The following is a 22,643-nucleotide window of genomic DNA, read 5'->3' on the forward strand; positions in this document are numbered from 1 at the left end:
AAGTCAAAGCTGTTTAAGTCAGGTCTTGATGGCGGGTGGTGCTATTCATCAGCCTTAGGGCTTGCGTTCTAAATCTAGGGAACGAGACGCCTGTTGAGCTGTATTGGCTGCTTAACAGGAATTTATGATTTTTTAGCTGTGCCTTGCGCGTTTTGCTAACTGGCGCAGGCGTTTAAAAAGGCAGGTTCAGGATGAAAGTGCTGGTAACTGGTGGTGCGGGTTTCATTGGTTCTGCAGTGGTCCGTTTTTTGATCAACGAGACGAATTGCCATGTGGCAAACGTCGACAAACTGACTTACGCAGGCAACCTTGAGTCGCTAAATGAGGTCGCGTCATCTGATCGGTATGAGTTTCATCAGGTCGACATCTGCGATGCACCTGCCCTAAAAACTGTCTTCGATTCATTTCAGCCCGATGCGGTGATGCACCTTGCTGCCGAGTCACATGTGGATCGCTCTATCGAGGGGCCGGCTGAGTTCATTCGGACCAACGTTTTGGGGACCGGAATTATTCTAGAAGTGGCTCGTGCCTATTGGTCTGGACTCAATGCCGACCGGAAAGAAGCGTTCCGCTTCCATCATATTTCCACAGATGAGGTGTTCGGGGATCTGCATGGCACGGACGACTTGTTTACCGAAACGACACCTTATGCGCCAAGCTCTCCCTATTCAGCCAGCAAGGCGGGCAGCGATCATCTGGTACGCGCATGGGGGCGCACCTATGGATTGCCGGTGCTGATCACTAATTGTTCGAATAACTACGGACCGTTCCACTTCCCGGAAAAATTGATTCCTCACGTTATTCTGAACGCCATGCATGGCAAGCAGTTACCCGTATATGGTGACGGCTCGCAGATCCGCGATTGGCTATTCGTTGAAGACCATGCCCGTGCGCTCTACACCGTTGTAACCAAGGGTGTTATAGGTGAGACCTATAATATTGGCGGACATAACGAAAAGCGTAACCTGGAAGTGGTAGAAGCTATTTGTGATTTGCTCGAAGAGTTGGCACCTGAAAAGCCAGCTGGTATCACAGCCTACCGCGACTTGATTACTTTTGTGAAAGACCGCCCAGGCCATGACCTACGCTATGCGATTGATGCCAGCAAAATTGAGTCGGAGCTTGGTTGGGTTCCGCAGGAAAGCTTTGAAACAGGGCTTCGTAAGACTGTTCAGTGGTACCTCAACAACCGTTCCTGGTGGCAGCGCGTTCTTTCTGGTGCTTACCGTCTCGAGCGATTGGGTGAAGCTGTTTAATTTTCAGCCAGGGTTATTTGTATTTAGATCCTTAAGCCTATATCGATTGAGAGGGACGCGTAATGAAAAAGTATAAAGGGATATTGTTGGCGGGCGGTTCTGGAACCCGTTTGCACCCCATCACACTAGGTGTTTCGAAGCAGTCACTGCCTGTCTACGATAAGCCGATGATTTATTATCCTTTGTCGGTGTTAATGCTGGCCGGTATTCGGGAGATTCTCATAATTTCTACACCGACAGACTTGCCAGGTTTCAAGCGCATGCTGGGTGATGGTAGTCAATATGGTATCGAACTTAGTTATGCGGAGCAGCCAAGTCCCGATGGACTAGCTCAGGCGTTTATAATTGGATCCGAGTTTGTTGGTCAGGATAATGTCTGTCTTGTTCTGGGTGACAACATATTTTATGGTCAGCATTTCAGCGAAACGCTTATAAACGCTGCGTCCCGTGAACAAGGCGCAACGGTATTTGGTTATTACACTGCTGATCCAGAGCGTTTCGGTGTCGTTGAATTCGATGAAAATGGCAAAGCCATCAGCATCGAAGAGAAGCCTAAAAAGCCTAAGTCCAACTATGCAGTGACTGGTCTTTACTTCTACGATAACGACGTACTTGAGATTGCAGCCAATATCAAGCCGTCACCGCGCGGTGAGCTTGAAATTACCGATGTCAATAATGAGTATTTGCGTCGCGGCGATCTGAATGTTTCCGTTCTTGGCCGCGGCTTCGCTTGGCTTGATACCGGGACTCATGATGCGTTGCTAGAGGCTGGGCATTTTGTCCAGACCATTGAAAAGCGTCAGGGTCTCAAGGTTGCCTGCCTTGAAGAGATTGCCTTTCAGAAGGGGTGGGTTACTCGCGAGCAGGTAGCACTGCAGGCCGAGGCCTTGAGCAAGACAGGCTATGGTCAATATCTGGCCCGCTTGATTGCAGGAGATCGATGATGGAAGTGATCGATACGATCATTGCAGACGTAAAGATCATTCAGCCGCGAGTCTTTGGCGACTCGCGGGGATTCTTTCTAGAAACGTTTCAAGCCGATCGCTATGCAGAGCTGGCTGGCATAACATTGCCTTTTGTGCAGGACAATCATTCACGCTCAACGAGAGGTGTATTACGTGGCCTGCATTTTCAGCGCAGCCGTCCGCAAGGCAAGCTCGTTCGTTGCGTAAAGGGCGAAGTGTTGGATGTGGCTGTTGATATCCGTCAAGACTCGCCTACGTTTGGTCGCTGGGTTGCGGAAATCCTTTCTGAGGACAACAAGCGGCAGCTTTGGATCCCGCCAGGGCTTGCTCATGGTTTCGTTGTACTTTCTGAGACAGCGGATTTTGAATACAAATGTACTGACTATTATGATCCTTCCGCCGAGGGATGCTTGATCTGGAATGATCCTGATCTGGGTATTGACTGGAAGATCTCTGATCCTCAGTTGTCAGCCAAGGATGCTCAAGGCCTACGCTTGGTGGAGCTTTATAAATGAGAGTCATGGTCGCAGGGGGAAATGGTCAGGTAGGACAATGCCTGATTGATCGCTTGAAGCGCAGTGACTTGGCGTGGGAAGCGCATGGTCGTGCCACGTTGGACATTGCAGATGAGCGCTCTGTGGCCGAGCACCTGCAGCGTTTCAAGCCATCTGTGCTGATAAACGCTGCAGCCTATACCTCAGTGGACAAGGCGGAAATGGAGCCTGATGTAGCGGCACGCGCTAATATCAAGGGTCCTGCTACGTTAGCCAAGCTTTGCCATGAGCACGGCTGTTCGATATTACATATTTCTACCGACTATGTATTTTCGGGTGATGCTTCTGTTCCATATACACCTGATGACCCCGTGGGGCCGTCAGGTGTATACGGGGCGACCAAGTTGGAAGGTGAGTACCGTATTCAGGATGCCTGTCCGAATCATGTCATCATGAGAACGGCTTGGGTGTTTAGCGAGCATGGAAATAACTTCATGAAAACCATGCTCCGCCTGGCCTCGGAGCGAGACAAGCTACAGGTGGTGGACGACCAGCAAGGGACGCCCACTTACGCAGGGCATATTGCCGATGCTTTACTGTTGGTGGCTCATCGTATCGCTACTATTGATGACTCCCAGTTATTTGGTCTCTATCACTATGGGGGCAGCGATGCTGTTACCTGGTGTGGGTTCGCGCGGTATATTCTTGATGTTGCGCTTGAGAAGGGAATTATCAATAAGCTTCCCAAGGTAAACGGGATTACGACTGCTGATTTTCCTACCCCAGCGCGTCGTCCTTCCTATTCGGTACTAGACAGCACGCTACTCAAGAAACGGTTTGGTGTTGACCCGAGCGATTGGAAGACAGGGGTTAATGACTCCCTTGATGCATTAATAGCTGCAACCGCTGCTCACGCAAAGAATGCACCCAATCAGGTAAGTGCGTAACGTTAATAATGTGATGCTGCCAGTAGTTGGCCTTTCTGATAAGGCGTGAGTGGTTGGTAGCATATGCATTTAATTTCGAGTGAGGCCAAGGATACAGGCTCAAACTCTCCTGTAGTTGAACGTCAATTATGCGCTTGGAAAAGGATGTCTATTTATGCGCGCACTTCTATTATTTCGTATTGCCGTCTGTTTTACTCTTTTTACGCTCACTTCTGTTGCCTATGCTGAGACGTACGGTGATCCGCTGCATTATCAGTTACCCAAACCTGTACCTATCGCGCGGACCTCTACAGAGGTGTCCAGATCCTCTGGACCTGTTTCTTCCAGTAAGGTCAATATCAACACGGCAGATGCCGCTACGCTGGACAAAAGACTTAAAGGTGTTGGAGCTGCCAAAGCAAAAGCGATCGTTGATTATCGGAATGCGCATGGCCCGTTTCAGGCGATTGACGAGTTGATAGAAGTTAAGGGCATTGGACCTGCAATCTTGGAAAAGAATTCTGACGTCCTGACAATCAATTGACAAAAGCGGTGCTGGTAGCCAACTAGCCAGAGTTATTCTTTTGGCACACGGTAGTTGTTGAGCCAAATTTTACTAATTGCGTTTCCCCAAGGTATCTAAACCATTTTCTTCGCTTAAGCGCCTAGCCTTACTTAGTTCAACGCTAGGCTGCTTTCGCCCAAACCCCTTTCTGGCCTGTTAATTGCTCTGACCTTGATAGTGATTGAAACCTGGCGCCAAGCCGGTTCAGTTAGCCAATTTCAGCTGACAGACAAAACTTGGCATCGCCATTGCTACATCAAGGTATAGCTAAAAGCGCGGCGTCAAAAATCTGCGCTGGTTGGAGGGTGAAATGGTTCAAGGTGTTGAGTTCAATCGTTTAATGCTGGAGATGCGCTCCATGCAGACAGAGGCAATGGCGCGAAAGCCCGTTGCGAGCCCTGTCGGTGTTGAGGGTGCTGCAAATGTTCCCAGCTTTCCGGATTTACTTGGACAGGCTGTCCGTAAAGTCAACGAGACGCAAAAGGTTTCCAATGAGATGGCCACAGCGTTCGAGCTTGGTCAAGGCGGCGTTGATCTGACGGAAGTCATGATTGCCTCGCAGAAAGCTAGCGTTTCCTTCCAGGCCATGACCCAAGTCCGTAACAAGATGGTCCAGGCCTACCAAGACATTATGCAGATGCCTATCTGAGGATAGATTGAATGGCCGACACCGCCCTCAATAATCAGGTTCCCGCTAAGGTAGACGCCTCTGGCGCATCCAAGAAGCCTTTTCCGGGCCTGGGCTTTCTAGACAACCTGTCTGAAATGCCGATCTTGCGTCAAGTAGGCCTTATGGTTGGCTTGGCTGCCAGCGTTGCCTTAGGGTTTGCAGTAGTGCTGTGGTCACAGCAGCCTGATTACCGCCCCTTGTATGGCAGTATGTCAGGCCTGGATGCCAATCAGGTAGTTGAAGCGCTGACTTCAGCCGATATCAACTACAAGGTTGATCCTAATACCGGTGCCTTGTTGGTAAAGGCGGACGATCTGGGCCGTGCTCGCTTGAAAATGGCCAGCGCTGGCGTAGCGCCTACTGACGGTATCGTTGGTTTCGAGCTGTTGGACAAGGAGCAGCCTCTGGGAACCAGCCAATTCATGGAAGCGGCAAATTACCGTCGCGGCCTTGAGGGTGAACTGTCTCGTACGATTGCCAGCTTGAATGGCATTAAAAGTGCACGTGTTCATTTGGCGATTCCGAAGAGTTCTGTATTCGTACGGGATGAACGCAAGCCGACGGCTTCGGTTCTGGTCGAGTTGTATCCAGGCCGTACCTTGGAAACTGGGCAAGTAATGGCGATCGTTAATCTGGTTGCTACCAGTGTTCCAGAGTTGACGAAGTCTCAGGTAACGGTAGTCGATCAGAAGGGACAGCTCCTGTCGGATCAACTGAACCAGTCTGAGTTCAGTGTTGCAGGTAAGCAGCTGGATTATACGAACCGCATCGAAAGCACATTGACTCAACGTGTGCAAAACATGATGCAGCCAATCGTAGGAAACGGTCGCTTCAAGGCAGAAGTATCGGCAGATGTAGATTTCAATGCGGTTGAGTCAACGTCCGAGCAGTTTAACCCTGATCAGCCCGCACTGCGCAGCGAGCAGATCAATACCGAACAGCGTCAAACTGCCGGCGGTGGGCCGCAGGGTGTGCCGGGAGCCTTGTCGAACCAGCCGCCTGGACCAGCCACTGCACCTGAGAACGCAACAGCGGCAGCGGGTACCAACTTTACGGCGCCGGGTCAGCTGATTCGTGACCCTAATGATCAGTTCATTACTGACCCGAAGACAGGTCTGCCGGCGACAGTGCCTTATCCGACAGACAAGCGTGACCAAAGCACACGTAATTATGAGTTGGATCGCAGTATCAGCTACACCCGCCAGCAGCAAGGTCGAGTACGTCGTCTCTCTGTAGCGGTAGTGTTGGATGATCAAGTGAAATTGGATGCAGCGACAGGGCAGGTAAGTCATACGCCCTGGAGTGCAGATGACCTGGCTCGTTTTACTCGCCTGGTGCAAGACGCGGTAGGTTTCGATGCAAGTCGTGGTGATAGTGTTAGCGTGATCAACGCTCCCTTTGCTCCGATCGCTGCTGATGATGTGGAAAGTATCCCCTTCTACTCGCAGCCCTGGTTCTGGGATGTCGTTAAGCAAGGTCTAGGTGTGCTGTTTATCCTGGTCCTGGTGTTTGGTGTCCTGCGCCCTGTTCTGAACAACCTGGCAGGTACCAACAAGAGCAAGGACTTGGCACTGGCTGATGGTATGGGTGGTGCTGGAGATCTGGCGGGTAGTGGAGCGGGCGGCCTGAGTGGTGGTGATCTGGCCGATGACAAGGTAAGTCTGGCAAGTCCTGCAGCGCTGATGTTGCCTGGACCTAGCGAAAACTACGAAGTACAACTCAATGCCATCAAGCAATTGGTGACTGAAGACCCGGGCCTGGTTGCCCAAGTTGTGAGGGACTGGATCAATGCCGACGAGTGAATTCAACAGCATGAGCAATGTCGATAAAGCCGCTGTTCTGCTGCTCTCCCTGGGTGAGGCAGACGCTGCCCAGATCCTGCGTCACCTGGGCCCGAAAGAAGTACAGCGCGTCGGTACTGCGATGGCTCAAGTGCGTAACATCAGTCGTGACCAGGCCGAGCATGTACTGGGCAACTTTATCGAAGTGGTAGGTGAGCAGACCAGCCTGGGTGTAGGCACTGACGGTTATATCCGCAAGATGCTGACCCAGGCCCTGGGCGAAGACAAGGCTAACGGTCTGATCGACCGGATTCTGCTGGGTGGTAATACGAGCGGCCTGGATAGCCTCAAGTGGATGGAGCCTCGTGCGGTCGCGGATGTCATCCGTTACGAGCACCCACAAATCCAGGCGATTGTAGTGGCTTACCTGGATGCGGATCAGGCTGCCGAAGTTCTGGCGCATTTTGATCAGAAGATTCGGTTGGACATTATCCTGCGGGTGTCTTCGCTGAATACGGTCCAGCCAGCAGCACTGAAAGAATTGAATATGATTCTGGAGAAGCAGTTCTCGGGTAGTGCAAGCTCCGCCCGTACGACGCTGGGTGGCGTGAAGCGTGCAGCCGACATCATGAACTATCTGGATAGCGCGGTTGAGGCTCCGCTCATGGACGCTATCCGCGAAGTGGACGATGCGCTGTCTGCTCAGATCGAAGACCTTATGTTTGTCTTCGGCAACCTGGTTGATGTGGATGATCGGGGTATTCAGGCGCTGCTGCGTGAAGTCTCTTCCGATATCCTGGTTCTGGCGCTTAAGGGCGCAGATGACGGGATCAAGGACAAGTTCTTCCGCAACATGTCCAAGCGTGCAGGCGAGTTGCTGCGTGATGACTTGGAGTCCCGTGGCCCGGTTCGTATCTCCGAGGTGGAAGGGGCGCAGAAAGAGGTTATCGCAGTGGCCCGCCGTATGGCTGAGGCTGGCGAGATCGTCCTGGGTGCCAAGGGCGGCGAAGAAATGGTGTAAATCACCAAGTGGTTTCGAGCCCGGTCACTGTGTATTTGCAGTGGTCGGGCTTTTTTTATTCTGAGTTGGCCCAAGCTTTGCTATCTACCTGGCATACCGTAGCTTTTCTGTCAGGTGAGTCATGAACAAAGAGGACGCTAGCGATCTGATTCGCGCGAAGGAAGTCAGTATCTTCGAGCGATGGCTTTTGCCTGATCTGGATAGCAACCATGTTGAAGACGTGGCCGTTGAGCCTGATCCAGAGCCGGAAGCAGCGGAAGAGGAAACCGTCACCGTTGAAGACGTTCCGGTAGAGGAAGTCAAGCCGTTGACGTTGGAAGAGCTAGAGGCCATTCGGCAAGAGGCTTACAACGAAGGCTTCACTGCCGGTGAGCGCGATGGTTTTCACTCCGGGCAGGTAAGAGCGCGGCAAGAGGCTGAAGTAGCATTGACAGCCAAGCTGCGAAGTCTGGAAATCGTTATGGAGCAGCTGCTCGAGCCAATCGCCCAGCAGGATCGGGAGCTGGAGCAGGCGTTGGTTCGTCTGGTCGAGCATGTCACCAAACAAGTGATCCAACGTGAGTTGAAAGACGATTCTACGCAGCTGCAACGTATCCTGCGTGAGGCGCTGAAGCTTTTGCCCATGGGTGCTGAGAATATCCGCATTCATCTCAACCCGCAGGACTTCGATTTGGTGAAGGCCCTGCGTGATCGGCACGATGAGCGTTGGAAGCTGTTGGAAGATGAAAACCTGCTGCCGGGTGGTTGCCGTATCGAAAGCGAGAACAGCGTAATCGATGCAAGTATCGAAACGCGACTGGCTCAGGCACTGACGCAGATTATGGAACAGCAACGCCATCAGGCTACACAGCCTGCCGACCCTGACCTGCATATTCCTTTGGAGGATGCTGCTGATGCATCTTGATCGCCTGAGTTTCCAGCGTCGACTGGGTGGTTATATTGATGCAGTAAGCCTCCCGGGTGAGCCCGTAATCGAAGGGCGTCTGCTGCGCATGGTGGGTTTGACGCTTGAGGCAGAAGGCTTGCGTGCTGCAGTCGGAAGTCGCTGCCGGGTCATCAATGGAGGTACCTACCAACATGCTCAGGTAGAAGCCGAGGTCATGGGGTTTTCAGGTGATAGAACCTTTTTGATGCCGATTGGCAGTCTGGCAGGTATTGCTCCTGGGGCGCGTGTCGTGCCTCTGCCTGATACCGGACGCCTGCCTATGGGAATGTCGATGTTAGGGCGTGTGCTCGATGGGTTGGGTAATGCCCTCGATGGCAAAGGGCGGATGCGCGCCGAGGATTGGGTGCCGATCGACGGCCCGACCATCAACCCGCTCAAGCGCGAGCCTATTCATGAGCCGCTTGATGTTGGTGTACGTAGTATCAATGGTTTGTTGACGGTAGGACGCGGTCAGCGTCTTGGACTGTTTGCCGGTACTGGTGTTGGTAAGAGCGTGCTGCTCGGCATGATGACCCGCTTTACCAAGGCGGACATCATCGTTGTCGGGCTGATCGGTGAGCGGGGTCGTGAGGTTAAGGAATTTATCGAGCACATCCTGGGCGAAGAGGGCATCAAGCGTTCCGTCGTTGTTGCCTCGCCAGCGGATGATGCGCCTCTGCTGCGTCTGCGTGCAGCCATGTATTGCACACGTATTGCAGAGTACTTTCGTGACAAGGGTAAAAACGTTCTGTTGCTGATGGACTCTCTGACCCGGTATGCACAGGCTCAGCGTGAAATCGCACTGGCTATTGGTGAGCCGCCAGCGACAAAGGGTTATCCGCCATCCGTGTTTGCCAAGCTGCCCAGCTTGGTGGAGCGCGCGGGTAATGCTGAAAAGGGCGGTGGTTCTATCACGGCGTTCTACACTGTACTGTCAGAGGGTGATGATCAGCAGGACCCGATCGCTGATGCGGCGCGAGGGGTGCTGGATGGTCACTTTGTTTTGTCCCGTCGTCTGGCGGAAGAAGGTCATTACCCTGCCATTGACATTGAAGCGTCGATCAGCCGAGTGATGCCGCAGGTCGTAAGTCCTGAGCATTTGCGTAATGCCCAGCGTATGAAACAGTTGTGGTCTCGCTTCCAGCAAAGCCGCGATTTGATCAGTGTGGGCGCCTATGTACCAGGCGGCGATCCTGAAACTGACCAGGCAATCAAGCGCTACCCTGCGATGCAGCAGTACTTGCGCCAAGGACTGAATGAAAGCGAGTCGCTCGAGCAGAGCGGGCAAAATCTAGGCGTATTGCTGGAGAGCTGATGAATCATGAAAGGTCGTGCTGAGCGGTTGACCCCAGTGATAGACATGAGTGAGCAGGAGGAGCGGGACGCTGCTCGGCAATTAGGTAAGTGTCAGACACAACTGATGCAGGCAGAGCAAAAACTTGCTGACCTGCAGCGCTACCGGGACGATTACCACAAGCAATGGCTGAATGCGGGAAGTCAGGGTGTGTCAGGCCAGTGGATGATCGGTTATCAGCGTTTCCTCAGTCAGTTGGAGGATGCCATTGCGCAGCAGGAGCGGAGCACTAACTGGCACCGCGATGTTGTCGAAAAGGCACGCCAATCCTGGCAGCAACGATACGCACGCTTGGAAGGTTTGAAAAAGCTGGTAGAGAAATATCGCCAGGAACAGCGGCTGGTTGAGGACAAGCGAGAGCAGAAGCAGATGGATGAGTTTTCCCAACGGCTTTTGCAACGGGTTCGGATGTAAGGAAAAAGGGCCGGCCTTTTTGCAGGCCCTTTTTATTTCTTGCCAAACCTTCTAAAAGAGATCCTGAGGGTTGGCAGCTAATTTTCCAGCAACATAGATCCTCTGTTGCTCATTCGCTGGAATTTTGACGTCGGGCTTATGTTTACCTTCCAAAGTCTGGTAAAAGAGCAATTACCAGAGCGCCTTCCAGCGTAAGTCCACTGATATAAACGGTAGTAATGAGCGCTTTAGAACAAATTATTGTGTTCCAGGGGTGCCATTAGAGTGCCAGCTTTGCCAAAATCGCACTGACAGAAGGTTTGTTTAACCTAACTCCTAACGGAGGGCTTGATATGTCAGCGTTGTGTAGCAGAGCTCTTACGTTTCATCCTCATGTTACTTTGCCATTTCGTCTGGCATCTTTGGCCTGATGAGTGAGTCCTACCATGTCATTGCCACACTTAGATACCGATACTCTGCTTGCCCTGCAGGAAATTATGGAGGACGAGTACGGTAATCTGCTCGACACCTATATTTCCGACTCGGAAGAGCGTATCCGTGCGTTGAAGGAGGCCTATGCCGAACAGGAGCTGGTACAGCTTCGGCATGTGGCTCACAGCTTCAAGGGAAGTTCCAGTAACATGGGCGCCGTCGTTCTGACAAATCTTTGCCGGGACTTGGAGGAAGCTGCCCGTCGAAACGCTCCCTTGTCCGTTATAGATGAAAAGATCGAAAGCGTTCAACGCGAGTTTGCCATTGTGCGCATTCTGTTCAAGTCGGAACGGCAACGGCACGCGTGATTTTCAGCCGTTTTTCTTAAAGCTGGCCCAGCGTTTGCTTCTCTAGCTCCAGATACCTTAACTGGAGCAATTTTATGGCTGTCGCCTCTGACTTCATTTTGTCGTCGACGCCTGATATCAGCTCGGCCAAGACCGCGTTCAAAGCGCCGTTCAAGCCCGCTGAGTCAACTCGCAGCGATACCCCACGTTTCTCGGATGTTTATGCCAAAGAGCAGCAGCCTGCTCGTAATGAGGTGCGTACTCGCGATACGGATCCAAAGTCCGTGAAGCGCGAGGCTTCCGCATCGCGTCACGATAGCAAGGTTAACGACAGCGAGACTGGCGAGTCTGTTTCCTCAGACGTAAAGCAGAAAGAGACCTCTGGATCTGCCGATAGCGGCAAGGCCTTGCCGGTGGCCGATGAGCACGCCTCTGTTCCAGACGCGCAGCTGGACCCGTTATTGCTGCTTGGCATGACTGGAACCCTGCCTACGGAAGTGGCACCTTTGCCGGTTCCAAATGCTGTCAGCTCTTTGACGTCCCTGACGGAAGATACGCTGACATCGGGTATTACGTCAGCGCTTCCACAGGGGCTGGATCAAGTGGCTTCCTCGAATGACCAGGCTGCCTCTTCTGATGAGACTGCTGGCCAGCTGCTGGCCCAGGCCGGTAGTAAGCTACTTCAGACTACCGATACAGCATCTGGCACTGCTCAGGCCAATACAAGTCAAGGCTCATCTAAACAGGCCGAGGTTGTAAATGCTCTTCTGGCTGCGGCCGCTCAAAGTCAGCCTGCTGAGGGTGAGGCCGCCCTTGAAGCATTGCAGGGATTAAAAGATATCGATGATAGGGCCTTGCCTGACGGTCGAAACGAGACCTTTGCAGACAAGCTGAATAGCTTGTCCCAGACAATGGGAACGCCTGTGCAGACGGCTCGTCCCGTTGCGCCTACAGTGCCGGGCCAACCGCTGGCAATGAATCAGTCCGACTGGCATGAAGGTGTAATTGATCGAGTCATGTGGATGTCGAGTCAGAACCTCAGGAGTGCTGACATTCGGCTCGAACCGGCCGGGTTGGGGCGTCTTGAAGTTCGTATCGATATGACTAACGACCAGGCTCAGGTCACTTTTGCTAGTCCGCATGCGGATGTTCGTGATGCACTCGACAGCCAGTCTCATCGCTTGCGAGACATGTTCGTGCAGCAGGGGATGACGCTTGATGTAAACGTCTCGGATCAATCAGCGCATCGTAACTGGCAGGCCGCACAGCAGGACACGGGAACCGGAGGGCGACGGTCTTCGAATACTGGGTCAGGTAGCGAAGATCGTGCGATTGATGAAGTGGCAGGTACCTCAAGTGAGACGGTAGCGCGCACAATAAAGAGAAATGATGGAGTGGTGGACTTCTACGCTTGACCGGGACGCCTCCCGCAGGTGATGAGGTCCGTCTTACCAAGGGCGAATCTGACGGCTACGCCTCAAGCGATTGGCTAAAGATGAATGTATCAACAAAACTGCTGTTATTCCCTCTGCGTTTTAGGGCTGTAGGCGGTTCACTCAATTACGGATGTAAGCATGGCCAAGAAAGAACAAGCGGCTGATGACGCGGCCAAACCCGCTGGCAAAGGCAAGCTCAAGCTCATCATCATTATCGTGGTCGCATTGTTGTTGACGATAGGGGCTTCGGTAGGTGCAACATGGTTCATCATGAACAAGAAGGTTCATGATGCCGAGGCCGCAAAGGCGGAGCCCACCACTCCTGTCCGACTGCCTGCCATCTACGAAAAATTAACGCCATCTTTTGTGGTCAACTTCAATGTGAACGGCAGGCAGCGTTATATGCAGGTGGGTGTGGCGCTGATGGGACGCGATCAGGCAAAGATGGATGAACTCAAGGCTCATTTGCCCCAGGTACGCAATCAACTGGTCATGCTGCTTTCTGCCCAGAGTTATGACGCCTTATTGACGCCGGTTGGCAAGGAGTTGCTACGTCAACAGGCAACTTCCAAGATTCAGGAGCTTGCTCAGAAGCAGGTGGGTCAACCTACGGTCGAGCAGGTTTTGTTCACTAACTTCGTCCTGCAATAGGGATTGCCATGTCTGTACAAGATTTACTGTCTCAGGATGAAATCGACGCGCTTCTTCACGGAGTCGATGATGGTCTTGTCGAAACGGATCCTATAGCGCCTACAGGCTCGGTCAGGGGATATGACCTGACCAGCCAGGATCGTATCGTCCGTGGGCGGATGCCGACATTGGAGATGATCAACGAGCGCTTTGCCCGCTATACCCGGGTCAGCATGTTCAACCTGCTTCGTCGCTCGGCTGACGTGTCCGTAGGGGGTGTGCAGGTCTTGAAGTTCGGTGAGTATGTTCGCTCGCTGTATGTACCGACCAGCTTGAACATGGTGAAGATCAAGCCTTTGCGTGGTACGGCACTGTTTATTCTGGATGCCAAGTTGGTGTTCAAGCTGGTAGACAACTTCTTTGGTGGCGATGGCCGTCACGCCAAGATTGAAGGTCGTGAGTTTACGCCGACCGAGCTGCGTGTTGTACGCATGGTGCTTGACCAGTGCTTCGTTGACCTTAAAGAGGCCTGGGGCGCAATGCTCGCGTGTCAGTTCGAGTACATCAACTCCGAAGTCAACCCGGCCATGGCAAATATTGTCAGTCCGAACGAGGTGGTAGTGGTCAGCTCGTTCAGCATCGAGCTGGATGGCGGTGGCGGTGAGCTGCATATCGCCATGCCATACTCAATGATCGAGCCTATCCGCGAAATGCTGGACGCCGGCTTCCAGTCGGATGTGGATGATCAGGACGAGCGCTGGGTCAAGGCTATGCGCGAGGACCTTCTGGATATCCGTGTACCGCTGGAAGCGACGGTGGTGCGTCGTCAGCTCAGGCTACGTGACATCCTGCATATGCAGCCTGGCGATGTAATTCCGGTTGAGATGCCGGAGGAAATGCTGATGCGCGCCAATGGTATGCCAACTTTCAAAGTAAAGATGGGGGCTCGTAAAGGAAACCTGGCCTTGCAAATCATTGAACCGGTCAAGAACTCTCGCTGACGCGATTTTGACTGAATGCTTTTATTTCTTTCGAGCCGTAGGCTCACCGTTTTAGATTGAGGTTAAGATGGCAGATCAAAACACCAACAGCGAAGAACAGGCTCTGGCTGATGAGTGGGCCGCGGCGATGGCAGAGGCAGGCGACTCCAATCAGGATGAAATCGATGCGATGATGGCTCAGGGCTCGAACCCGGCTTCTCGCGCGCCTGTAGAGGAATTTGCCGGGATCCAAGGTAACAATCAGCAGATTACAGGTATGGAAGGTCCGAACCTGGATGTGATTCTGGACATTCCTGTCATGATTTCGATGGAAGTCGGCCATACCGACATTTCCATCCGGAACCTGCTACAACTGAATCAGGGCTCGGTTATCGAGCTTGATCGCCTGGCGGGAGAGCCGCTCGATGTACTGGTCAACGGTACCTTGATTGCTCACGGCGAGGTGGTGGTGGTTAACGAGAAGTTCGGTATCCGGCTGACCGATGTCATCAGCCCCAGTGAACGTATCAAGAAACTACGCTGACCTTATGCGAATGCTCATTGCTCTACTGGCGACCTTGCCGCTTGTCTCCCAGGCGGCTGAAACAGCTGCACCGTCAACCAATATGGGATCGCAGCTGACACAACTCGTGTTGGGTCTGCTGCTGATCATTGGCCTGATTTTCGGGCTGGCCTGGCTTATCCGTCGGGTACAGCAGGTGGGGCCGCGTGGCAATAATGCTATCAAATTGGTAGCCACCCAGCATCTGGGGCCGCGAGAGAGGCTGGTGCTGGTGCAGGTAGGGCAGGAGCAAATACTCGTAGGACTCACGGCTGGGCGCATTACTCCCTTGCATGTGATGAAGGAGCCGGTTCGCCTGGCCGATGAGCAACCGGCTTCGCCTGAGTTTGCTCAACGGCTTTTCGAGCTGATCAGCCGTGACCCAAAGGATAAGTCATGAGATTCGACTCATTGAAGTCTTTCGCGCGAGTGGTGCGGAGAATGAACTGGTGCTGACTGGTACAAGCGGTGTGTTTACGACGTTGTTGAAATCCCATCTTCGTTTGCTTCGTAATTGCCTGCTTGTGCTGGTAGCACTGGCGGCACCTTTGGCGTTTGGGCAGGAAAATGGGGCTAATAATCCGTTGTCCATTTCCGCTATTACCATGAGTACAAACGCCAACGGCCAGCAGGAGTACTCCGTAAGCCTGCAGATCCTGCTGATCATGACGGCGCTGAGTTTCATTCCAGCGTTTGTCATGCTGATGACCAGCTTTACGCGGATCATCATTGTGTTCGCCATTCTCCGCCAAGCCCTGGGCTTGCAGACAACGCCGTCAAACCAGGTGTTGATCGGACTGGCACTGTTCCTGACATTGTTCATCATGGCGCCGGTCTTTGATCGCATCAATAACGATGCCTTGCAGCCCTATATGAATGAGCAGCTGACGGCCCAGGATGCAATTGCGCGGGCAGAGGGGCCAATCAAGGACTTCATGTTGGCGCAGACCCGGCAATCCGATCTGGACATGTTCATGCGGCTATCCAAGCGTACAGACATCGCCACACCTGATCAGGCGCCGCTGACGATCGTGGTTCCGGCCTTTGTGACATCCGAATTGAAAACAGCCTTCCAGATCGGCTTCATGATCTTTATTCCATTCCTGGTAATTGACCTTGTGGTAGCCAGCGTGCTGATGGGGATGGGCATGATGATGCTTTCACCGATGATCATCTCGTTACCGTTCAAGCTGATGCTGTTCGTGCTGGTTGACGGTTGGTCGTTGATCATGGGTACGCTGGCTGGCAGCTTCGGTACTGTCTAAGAGGAGATACCCCATGACGCCTGAAGTAGCCGTAGATCTGTTTCGCCAAGCGCTCTGGTTGACGGCATTGCTGGTGGGCATCCTGATCGTGCCGAGCTTGCTGGTGGGCCTGGTCGTTTCAATGTTCCAGGCCGCTACACAGATCAACGAGCAGACCTTGAGTTTTCTGCCTCGACTGATTGTCACGTTGTTGACGCTGATTGTCCTAGGGCCTTGGCTCACCCGTGAGCTGATGGAGTTCATGCGCAACATGATCACCAATGTTCCGATGTTGATTGGTTAAATCATGCTTGAGCTGAGTGATGCGCAGATTGGCGGCTGGGTCGGTACGTTCCTGCTGCCTCTGTTCCGTATTGCTGCCGTCTTTATGACGATGCCTATCATCGGGACCAACATGGTTCCCGCGCGCGTAAAGCTCTATATGGCACTGGCCTTTACCGCTCTGCTGGTGCCTACGCTGCCCCCCATGCCGCAGGTCGATGCCGTGAGCGTACAGGCCTTGCCGCTGATTGCAGAGCAGATCCTGATTGGCGCTCTGATGGGTTTTAGCCTTCAGCTGTTCTTTCACGTCTTCGTGATTGCCGGGCAACTGCTCTCCACCCAGGCAGGACTTAGCTTTGCATCAATGGTCGATCCGGCCAATGGGATTTCGGTGCCTGTGCTGGGGCAGTTCTTCAACGTACTGGTGACGCTATTGTTCCTGTCCATGAACGGACACCTGATTGTCATGGAAATCCTGGCGGAAAGCTTTACCACGCTACCGGTTGGTCAGTTGCTGTCTGTTGACCATTTCTGGGAGCTGGCCGGTAAATTGAGTTGGGTGCTTGGTGCCGGCGTATTACTGGTCTTGCCTGCCATTACAGCATTGCTGGTCGTGAACCTTGCTTTTGGCGTAATGACCCGCGCAGCGCCTCAACTCAACATTTTTTCTATTGGCATGCCCCTAACCGTGTCGCTGGGTTTGGTCATTATCTGGATTGGTACAGCGGATATCTTTTCGCACTACGAATCATTAGTCACTGAAGCGCTGCAATGGCTCCGAGAGCTGGTGCGGGCGCGATAGGCAGGAGGTCGTCATGTCGGACGAATCCAGTAGTGAAGACCGTACAGAGGAGCCTACCGACAAACGTAAGCGAGAGGCGCGCGAGGAAGGGCAGTTACCCCGATCCCGTGAGCTTGGCACGCTGACGGTTGTAATGGGAGGGCTCATAGCGCTTCTGGCGTTTGGTTCAGTACTTGGGGACGCTTTACTCGACCTGATGCGCGGCAGTTTTTCACTGAACCGTGAGGCCGTTCTGGATGAGCGGAACATGGGGATCATGCTGCTAACATCCGGCAAGGCCGCCATGTTGGGCATGATGCCGGTTTTTCTCGTCCTTGTGCTGGCTGCCGTTATTGGCCCGATTGCACTGGGAGGCTTCTTGTTTTCCAGCAAATCCCTTCAGCCCAAGTTCAGTCGAATGAACCCTCTTTCAGGACTCAAGCGCATGTTTTCGACCCATGCGCTGATGGAGTTGGGCAAGGCGCTGGCCAAGTTCGTTCTGCTGCTAACCATCGCTATCATGGTTCTCTTGTCCGAGCGTGATGCGTTGCTGTCCATTGCAAAGGAGCCTTTAGGCAGTGCCATTATCCATAGTATAAAAGTGGCGGGACATGCAGCGTTGATGGTGTCTTTAGGGCTATTACTTATCGCAGCTATTGACGTACCGTTCCAATGGTATAGCAACAAGAAAAAGCTGATGATGACCAAGCAGCAGATTAAGGATGAATACAAGGACAGCGAAGGCAAGCCCGAAGTAAAAGGGCGGATGCGCCAGATGCAGCGCGAAATGGCGCAACGTCGCATGATGACCGCCGTGCCAGAGGCCGACGTCATTATCACCAACCCAACACATTATGCTGTGGCGCTAAAGTATGACGCTGCAACCGGTGGGGCGCCGATCCTGGTAGCCAAGGGTAGCGACTTTGTGGCATTGAAGATTCGTGAGCTTGCCCAGGAGCACGCCGTTACGACGCTTGAATCACCCGCCCTGGCGCGAGCAGTGTACTATTCCACTGATATCGATGGAGAGATTCCGGCAGGGCTTTACATCGCTGTGGCGCAAGTGCTGGCCTACGTTTATCAGCTCAAGCAGTACAAAGCTGGTCAGGGCCGGCGTCCAGAGCAACCGCATGAGCCGCCTATCCCGCCGGATTTACGGCGTGACGAGTAGATAAGAAAGGCCCCGCTGAACGGGGCCTTCTTGTTACTTGATAACCCCGCACGCCATCCGGGCTCCACCACCGCCTAGCGGTTTGGGATGATCCGAGTGGTTATCGCCGCCTACGTGAACCATGAGGGCGTGACCTTTGATTTCATTCAAGTCCTTGAGGCGCGGCGCCAGCACGGGCTGAGAGGCTGTTCCGTCGCTTGTGACATAAAGGGCGGGCAGATCACCTTTATGGCCGTCGCCCCAGGGAGCGTCATGCTTGCCGGTATTCTCAGGGTCCCAGTGACCGCCTGCGGCGCCTGCCGGCATGTTCTTGCCATCGACTTCTGCAGCGTCACAGCTGGGTTTGGCATGAATATGGAATCCATGTATCCCTGGCTCCAGCCCTTTTAGCTCAGGTGTAAATACCAAGCCGTAGTCAGTCTTTACGATGGTGACGCTGCCTACACTTTCGCCCGGGCCTTTCTCTGTTGCGATATTTAATGGAACAGTCACGGCGTCATCCGCCTGGGCCATACCAGCGAGTCCTGCTGACATCAGCGTTACGGCAATCCATTTTTTCATCGGGTTCTCCTGTTATCCACTTTATGCGCGTCTTGTGAAGGGACCTCATATGCGTGTTCAGGTTTCCTTATTACGGTGCTCGTATCAACAGTGGCTAAAGGCCGGTCTCAAGAAAACAGCCTGGCAGCCCGATATAACAGGCGCAAACGCAACAAATTCAAACAAAAAAGGAACTTGGCCCGTTGCTTGCTGAATAGCCTGTATCAAGACGCTCTGACGTCAAAAGATTGATATGCAAGGCATTCAAGAGGAACGACTGTGAAAGTTAATCACGGGCAAATGTTGACCAATGTTCGCAGCCTGAGCCGCGGTAACCTGGCTGTACCGATATTGGTTCTGGCCATGCTCGGCATGATGACATTGCCGATCCCGCCGTTTCTGCTGGACGTGCTGTTTACCTTTAATATTGCGCTGTCGATCGTAGTATTGCTGGTAAGCGTTTATGCGCTACGGCCCTTGGACTTTGCGGTGTTTCCGACGATTCTGCTCGTGGCCACGTTGCTGCGCCTGGCATTGAACGTAGCGTCTACACGTGTCGTTCTTTTGCATGGTCATGATGGCCATGCCGCTGCCGGTAAGGTGATTCAGGCCTTTGGTGACGTTGTTGTTGGCGGCAACTACATCGTCGGTGCAGTTGTGTTCGCCATCCTCATGATCATCAACTTTGTTGTGGTGACCAAGGGTGCCGGTCGTATTTCTGAAGTATCAGCACGTTTTACCCTGGATGCCATGCCCGGTAAGCAGATGGCCATCGACGCTGACCTCAATGCTGGTGTGATCGATCAGGCCGAAGCCAAGAAGCGTCGTGCCGAAGTAGGGCAGGAGGCTGATTTCTACGGCTCTATGGATGGTGCGAGTAAATTCGTGCGTGGCGACGCCGTTGCCGGTTTGTTGGTTCTGTTCATCAACCTGTTTGGTGGCATTGCTATCGGTATGTTGCAGCATAACTTGAGTATTGCTGACGCTGGTCGTATCTATGCGCTGCTGACTATTGGCGACGGTCTGGTAGCACAGGTGCCTTCGCTACTGTTGTCCGTTGCAGCGGCCATTATGGTGACGCGTGTTTCTTCTTCGGAAGACATGGGTCAGCAGATCAACCGACAGATGTTCGCCTCGCCCAAAGCGCTTATGGTCTCAGCTTGTATCATTATCGCCATGGGACTGGTTCCCGGCATGCCACATGTGCCGTTTCTGGGCCTGGGTTTTCTGGCGGCTGGTGCCGCCTATATGATCTGGGATCGTCAGAGAAAAGCAAAGCAAGCAGTAGAATTAGAGTCTAAGCGTCAGCAGGAGCTGGCCCCCGTACAGCGCCCCGCTGAAACCAAGGAGCTGGGCTGGGATGACGTAACGCCTGTCGACATGGTTGGCCTGGAAGTAGGTTATCGCCTGATTCCCTTGGTGGATCGCAACCAGGGCGGTGAGCTGCTAACGCGTATCAAGGGTGTTCGCAAGAAGCTGTCCCAGGACCTTGGCTTCCTTATGCCTGCTGTACATATTCGCGACAACCTGGAGCTGATGCCCAATGCTTATCGTTTGACACTGATGGGCGTGAATGTTGCGGAAGCCGAAATCTATCCGGACCGCGAACTGGCTATCAACCCGGGTCAGGTATTCGGCACGTTGAATGGTGTGATTGCCAAAGATCCGGCGTTTGGCCTTGATGCGGTTTGGATTGACGTCAGTCAGCGTGATCAGGCGCAGTCCCTGGGCTATACCGTGGTCGATGCCAGCACGGTCGTTGCGACCCACCTCAACCAGGTTCTCCAAAAGCATGCCCACGAGCTGTTGGGGCATGAAGAAGTGCAGCAATTACTGCAGCTTCTGGCCAAGAGTTCGCCCAAGTTGGCCGAAGAACTGGTGCCAGGCATGATTTCCTTGTCTACGCTTCTTAAGGTATTGCAGCAATTGCTGCAGGAGCAGGTCTCGGTACGTGATGTTCGCACGATTGCTGAGGCTATTGCGAATGTGGCGCCGCGTAGTCAAGATCCCGCCGTCATGGTTTCGTCGGTTCGTGTGGCGCTGTCCCGTGCAATCGTCCAGAACATCATTGGACTGGAGCCCGAGCTGCCTGTTATTACGCTGGAACCGAGATTGGAACAGATGTTGCTTAATGGTATGCAGAAGGCCGGACAGGGTGTTGAAGATGGCATGTTCCTGGAACCAGGAATGGCCGAGAAATTGCAGCGCTCTCTGGTAGATGCAGCACAGCGTCAAGAAATGATGGGTAAGCCAGTCGTGTTACTGGTAGCCGGTGCGATTCGCGGGATGATGTCCCGCTTCGCGAGAATGGCAGTTCCCACTATGTCTGTGCTGGCTTATCAGGAAATTCCGGATAACAAACAAGTCACCATTATCGCAACGGTTGGCCAGAACGGCTGAGGTTTGAACCATGCAAGTTAAACGCTTTTTTGCTGCTGATATGCGTCAAGCCATGAAAATGGTTCGTGACGAACTGGGTGCAGATGCCGCGATCCTGAGCAATCGCCGTGTTGCCGGTGGCATTGAGCTGACCGCTGCCCTGGATTATCAAGCGCCGACTCCCACTGCGCCGAATGCTGCGCTGGAAGCCGAGCTGCGTAAAACCCAAGTGCGTATCGCCGAAGCCCACGCTGAACTGGCCATTCGCTCGCCTAACCAGGGTGTCGCTGCGCCGCAAGCCAACGCTAGTCAACTCTTTGGCAGTGAGCAGATCAGCGCTCGCCAGGAACCTGTTATCTCCGAGCCCAAAGTTGCCCAGCCAGCACCTGCCGTTGCCGCCGCGCCTTCTGCCGAAGAGCGCCGCGCGCTGGATGCCATGCGCTCCGAGATCACCGGGCTACGTGAATTGATTGAAGTGCAGCTGGGCTCTATCGCCTGGGGCCAGATGCAGGACAAGCGTCCTGACGAAGCAAACTTCTGGCGCCGCCTGCAACGCATGGGACTTCCGGCTGATCTGTGCCGTGACCTGATGGCGCGTGTGGCAAGTGTGAACGAGCCCCGTCAGGCCTGGCGTATGCTGCTGGCCCATCTGACCCAGGCAATTGACACGCCCCAGGTTGATCTGCTGGAAGAGGGCGGTATCGTCGCGTTCGTCGGTCCTGCCGGATCGGGCAAGACCACTACGCTGTCCAAAATGGCAGCGAGCTATGTTCTGAAGTATGGCGCGCAAAGTCTTGCGCTGGTCACCATGGATAGCCATCGCATCGGCGCCCAAGAGCAAATCAAGACGTTGGGTCATATTCTCGATGTGCCGGTTACCGTTGTAGATCCACGTCAGTCGCTGGCTCAGGCGCTTGAGCCACTGGCTCGCAAGCGTATGGTCCTGATCGATACGGCAGGTATCCCAGCCAATGACCCCTCCCTGCGTCTGCAGTTGGAAGCGCTGGCTAATGAGAAACTGAAGATTCGCAACTATCTGGTCATGGCTGTAACCAGCCAGAGCCAGGTGCTGAAAGCGGCTTATCACAACTACAAGGGGTGCGGTCTGGCTGGTTGTGTTCTGACCAAACTGGATGAATCCGCGACGTTGGGTGAAGCTCTCGGTATAGCCATTAGCCATCATATCCCGGTAGCCTATCTCTCCGACGGTCCTCGCATCCCTGACGACCTGCATATTGCGCGCAAGCATCAGCTGGTTAGCCGTGCAGTCAATCGTCAGCTGACCGAGGAGCCAGCAGAGGAAACCATGGCGGATATGTTTGCCGAGCTTTATCAAAAGCCGGCCAAGCGCGTCGGTTAAGTTACAGTTTTTTGCAAGTTGGGTAAGGTTTTTGCAACAGAAGGTTTACAGGCGTCGTAGTGTCAGAAAGCAGTACACGCTTCAGGTTTAGTGCCAGCTGGCTCGTTAGCATAACGATCTGGCTACACCATAAGTGCCCTCTACGGGCT

General features: G+C 53.5%; 24 protein-coding genes. 23 read left to right on the forward strand and 1 reads right to left on the reverse strand.

From position 1 onward, the window contains the following. Positions 1 to 191 precede the first annotated feature (191 nt). The 21 genes from rfbB to flhB all read left to right on the forward strand — a co-directional run bounded on the left by rfbB (position 192) and on the right by flhB (position 18,215). A complete protein-coding gene (gene rfbB / locus HMPREF1487_RS16970; protein ID WP_010797913.1) occupies positions 192 to 1,256 on the forward strand; it encodes a dTDP-glucose 4,6-dehydratase in 1,065 nt (354 codons plus the stop codon). A gap of 62 nt (positions 1,257 to 1,318) precedes the next feature. Then, entirely contained in the window at positions 1,319 to 2,200 is an 882-nt protein-coding gene (gene rfbA, locus HMPREF1487_RS16975; RefSeq protein WP_010797914.1) for a glucose-1-phosphate thymidylyltransferase RfbA, read from the forward strand. After that, positions 2,200 to 2,736, forward strand: coding sequence for a dTDP-4-dehydrorhamnose 3,5-epimerase (gene rfbC / locus HMPREF1487_RS16980; protein WP_010797915.1), 537 nt, complete (start codon positions 2,200 to 2,202; stop codon positions 2,734 to 2,736). The genes rfbA and rfbC overlap by 1 nt, the downstream gene beginning before the upstream one ends. Then, a complete protein-coding gene (gene rfbD, locus HMPREF1487_RS16985; RefSeq protein WP_010797916.1) occupies positions 2,733 to 3,662 on the forward strand; it encodes a dTDP-4-dehydrorhamnose reductase in 930 nt (309 codons plus the stop codon). The genes rfbC and rfbD overlap by 4 nt, the downstream gene beginning before the upstream one ends. A gap of 154 nt (positions 3,663 to 3,816) precedes the next feature. Beyond that, positions 3,817 to 4,185: a ComEA family DNA-binding protein gene (locus HMPREF1487_RS16990; RefSeq protein WP_010797917.1), complete on the forward strand. Its 369-nt coding sequence runs from the start codon at positions 3,817 to 3,819 to the stop codon at positions 4,183 to 4,185. Positions 4,186 to 4,516: 331 nt separating this feature from the next. Then, the gene (fliE, locus tag HMPREF1487_RS16995) at positions 4,517 to 4,855 is read left to right on the forward strand and encodes a flagellar hook-basal body complex protein FliE (RefSeq protein ID WP_010797918.1); all 339 of its coding nucleotides are present in this window, start codon (positions 4,517 to 4,519) and stop codon (positions 4,853 to 4,855) included. A gap of 11 nt (positions 4,856 to 4,866) precedes the next feature. Further along, positions 4,867 to 6,678: a flagellar basal-body MS-ring/collar protein FliF gene (gene fliF, locus HMPREF1487_RS17000; protein ID WP_010797919.1), complete on the forward strand. Its 1,812-nt coding sequence runs from the start codon at positions 4,867 to 4,869 to the stop codon at positions 6,676 to 6,678. Continuing rightward, on the forward strand, positions 6,665 to 7,678 hold the full coding sequence (gene fliG / locus HMPREF1487_RS17005; protein WP_010797920.1) for a flagellar motor switch protein FliG: 1,014 nt from the start codon (positions 6,665 to 6,667) through the stop codon (positions 7,676 to 7,678). The genes fliF and fliG overlap by 14 nt, the downstream gene beginning before the upstream one ends. A 121-nt stretch (positions 7,679 to 7,799) precedes the next feature. Beyond that, complete coding sequence (fliH, locus tag HMPREF1487_RS17010) at positions 7,800 to 8,582, forward strand: flagellar assembly protein FliH (protein ID WP_010797921.1); 783 nt, start codon at positions 7,800 to 7,802, stop codon at positions 8,580 to 8,582. Continuing rightward, complete coding sequence (gene fliI / locus HMPREF1487_RS17015; protein ID WP_010797922.1) at positions 8,572 to 9,918, forward strand: flagellar protein export ATPase FliI; 1,347 nt, start codon at positions 8,572 to 8,574, stop codon at positions 9,916 to 9,918. Before fliH ends, fliI begins: the two co-directional genes overlap by 11 nt. A gap of 6 nt (positions 9,919 to 9,924) precedes the next feature. Next, a complete protein-coding gene (gene fliJ / locus HMPREF1487_RS17020; RefSeq protein WP_010797923.1) occupies positions 9,925 to 10,371 on the forward strand; it encodes a flagellar export protein FliJ in 447 nt (148 codons plus the stop codon). Between the two features lie 425 nt (positions 10,372 to 10,796). After that, a complete protein-coding gene (locus tag HMPREF1487_RS17025; RefSeq protein ID WP_010797924.1) occupies positions 10,797 to 11,150 on the forward strand; it encodes an Hpt domain-containing protein in 354 nt (117 codons plus the stop codon). Between the two features lie 74 nt (positions 11,151 to 11,224). Further along, the gene (locus HMPREF1487_RS17030) at positions 11,225 to 12,544 is read left to right on the forward strand and encodes a flagellar hook-length control protein FliK (RefSeq protein WP_010797925.1); all 1,320 of its coding nucleotides are present in this window, start codon (positions 11,225 to 11,227) and stop codon (positions 12,542 to 12,544) included. A gap of 159 nt (positions 12,545 to 12,703) precedes the next feature. Further along, positions 12,704 to 13,216 (forward strand): flagellar basal body-associated protein FliL, encoded by a 513-nt coding sequence (gene fliL, locus HMPREF1487_RS17035; protein ID WP_010797926.1) that lies wholly within the window; start codon positions 12,704 to 12,706, stop codon positions 13,214 to 13,216. Positions 13,217 to 13,224: 8 nt separating this feature from the next. Then, on the forward strand, positions 13,225 to 14,196 hold the full coding sequence (fliM, locus tag HMPREF1487_RS17040; protein WP_010797927.1) for a flagellar motor switch protein FliM: 972 nt from the start codon (positions 13,225 to 13,227) through the stop codon (positions 14,194 to 14,196). 67 nt (positions 14,197 to 14,263) lie between these two features. Then, complete coding sequence (fliN, locus tag HMPREF1487_RS17045; RefSeq protein WP_010797928.1) at positions 14,264 to 14,719, forward strand: flagellar motor switch protein FliN; 456 nt, start codon at positions 14,264 to 14,266, stop codon at positions 14,717 to 14,719. A 4-nt stretch (positions 14,720 to 14,723) separates the two neighbouring features. Further along, positions 14,724 to 15,137 carry a flagellar biosynthetic protein FliO gene (gene fliO / locus HMPREF1487_RS17050; protein ID WP_010797929.1) on the forward strand — a complete coding sequence of 138 codons (414 nt, stop codon included), beginning with the start codon at positions 14,724 to 14,726 and terminating at the stop codon, positions 15,135 to 15,137. 82 nt (positions 15,138 to 15,219) lie between these two features. Beyond that, complete coding sequence (gene fliP / locus HMPREF1487_RS17055) at positions 15,220 to 16,002, forward strand: flagellar type III secretion system pore protein FliP (RefSeq protein ID WP_371106385.1); 783 nt, start codon at positions 15,220 to 15,222, stop codon at positions 16,000 to 16,002. A gap of 13 nt (positions 16,003 to 16,015) precedes the next feature. After that, positions 16,016 to 16,285 (forward strand): flagellar biosynthesis protein FliQ, encoded by a 270-nt coding sequence (gene fliQ / locus HMPREF1487_RS17060; RefSeq protein ID WP_010797931.1) that lies wholly within the window; start codon positions 16,016 to 16,018, stop codon positions 16,283 to 16,285. Between the two features lie 3 nt (positions 16,286 to 16,288). Beyond that, positions 16,289 to 17,065 carry a flagellar biosynthetic protein FliR gene (gene fliR, locus HMPREF1487_RS17065; RefSeq protein ID WP_010797932.1) on the forward strand — a complete coding sequence of 259 codons (777 nt, stop codon included), beginning with the start codon at positions 16,289 to 16,291 and terminating at the stop codon, positions 17,063 to 17,065. A 13-nt stretch (positions 17,066 to 17,078) separates the two neighbouring features. Continuing rightward, entirely contained in the window at positions 17,079 to 18,215 is a 1,137-nt protein-coding gene (gene flhB, locus HMPREF1487_RS17070) for a flagellar biosynthesis protein FlhB (RefSeq protein ID WP_010797933.1), read from the forward strand. A 33-nt stretch (positions 18,216 to 18,248) separates the two neighbouring features. Here the strand turns inward: flhB and sodC are convergent, their stop codons facing one another. Further along, on the reverse strand, positions 18,249 to 18,776 hold the full coding sequence (gene sodC / locus HMPREF1487_RS17075; RefSeq protein ID WP_010797934.1) for a superoxide dismutase family protein: 528 nt from the start codon (positions 18,774 to 18,776) through the stop codon (positions 18,249 to 18,251). Between the two features lie 279 nt (positions 18,777 to 19,055). Between sodC and flhA the strand changes: the two genes are divergently transcribed. Together flhA and flhF are read left to right on the forward strand one after the other, a co-directional pair. Continuing rightward, positions 19,056 to 21,155, forward strand: a complete 2,100-nt coding sequence (gene flhA / locus HMPREF1487_RS17080) for a flagellar biosynthesis protein FlhA (protein ID WP_019365146.1) — start codon at positions 19,056 to 19,058, stop codon at positions 21,153 to 21,155. A 10-nt stretch (positions 21,156 to 21,165) separates the two neighbouring features. Continuing rightward, the gene (gene flhF / locus HMPREF1487_RS17085; protein WP_010797936.1) at positions 21,166 to 22,494 is read left to right on the forward strand and encodes a flagellar biosynthesis GTPase FlhF; all 1,329 of its coding nucleotides are present in this window, start codon (positions 21,166 to 21,168) and stop codon (positions 22,492 to 22,494) included. Positions 22,495 to 22,643: the final 149 nt, after the last annotated feature.

This window comes from Pseudomonas sp. HPB0071 (assembly GCF_000478505.2).
GTDB classification, from domain to species: domain Bacteria; phylum Pseudomonadota; class Gammaproteobacteria; order Pseudomonadales; family Pseudomonadaceae; genus Chryseomonas; species Chryseomonas luteola.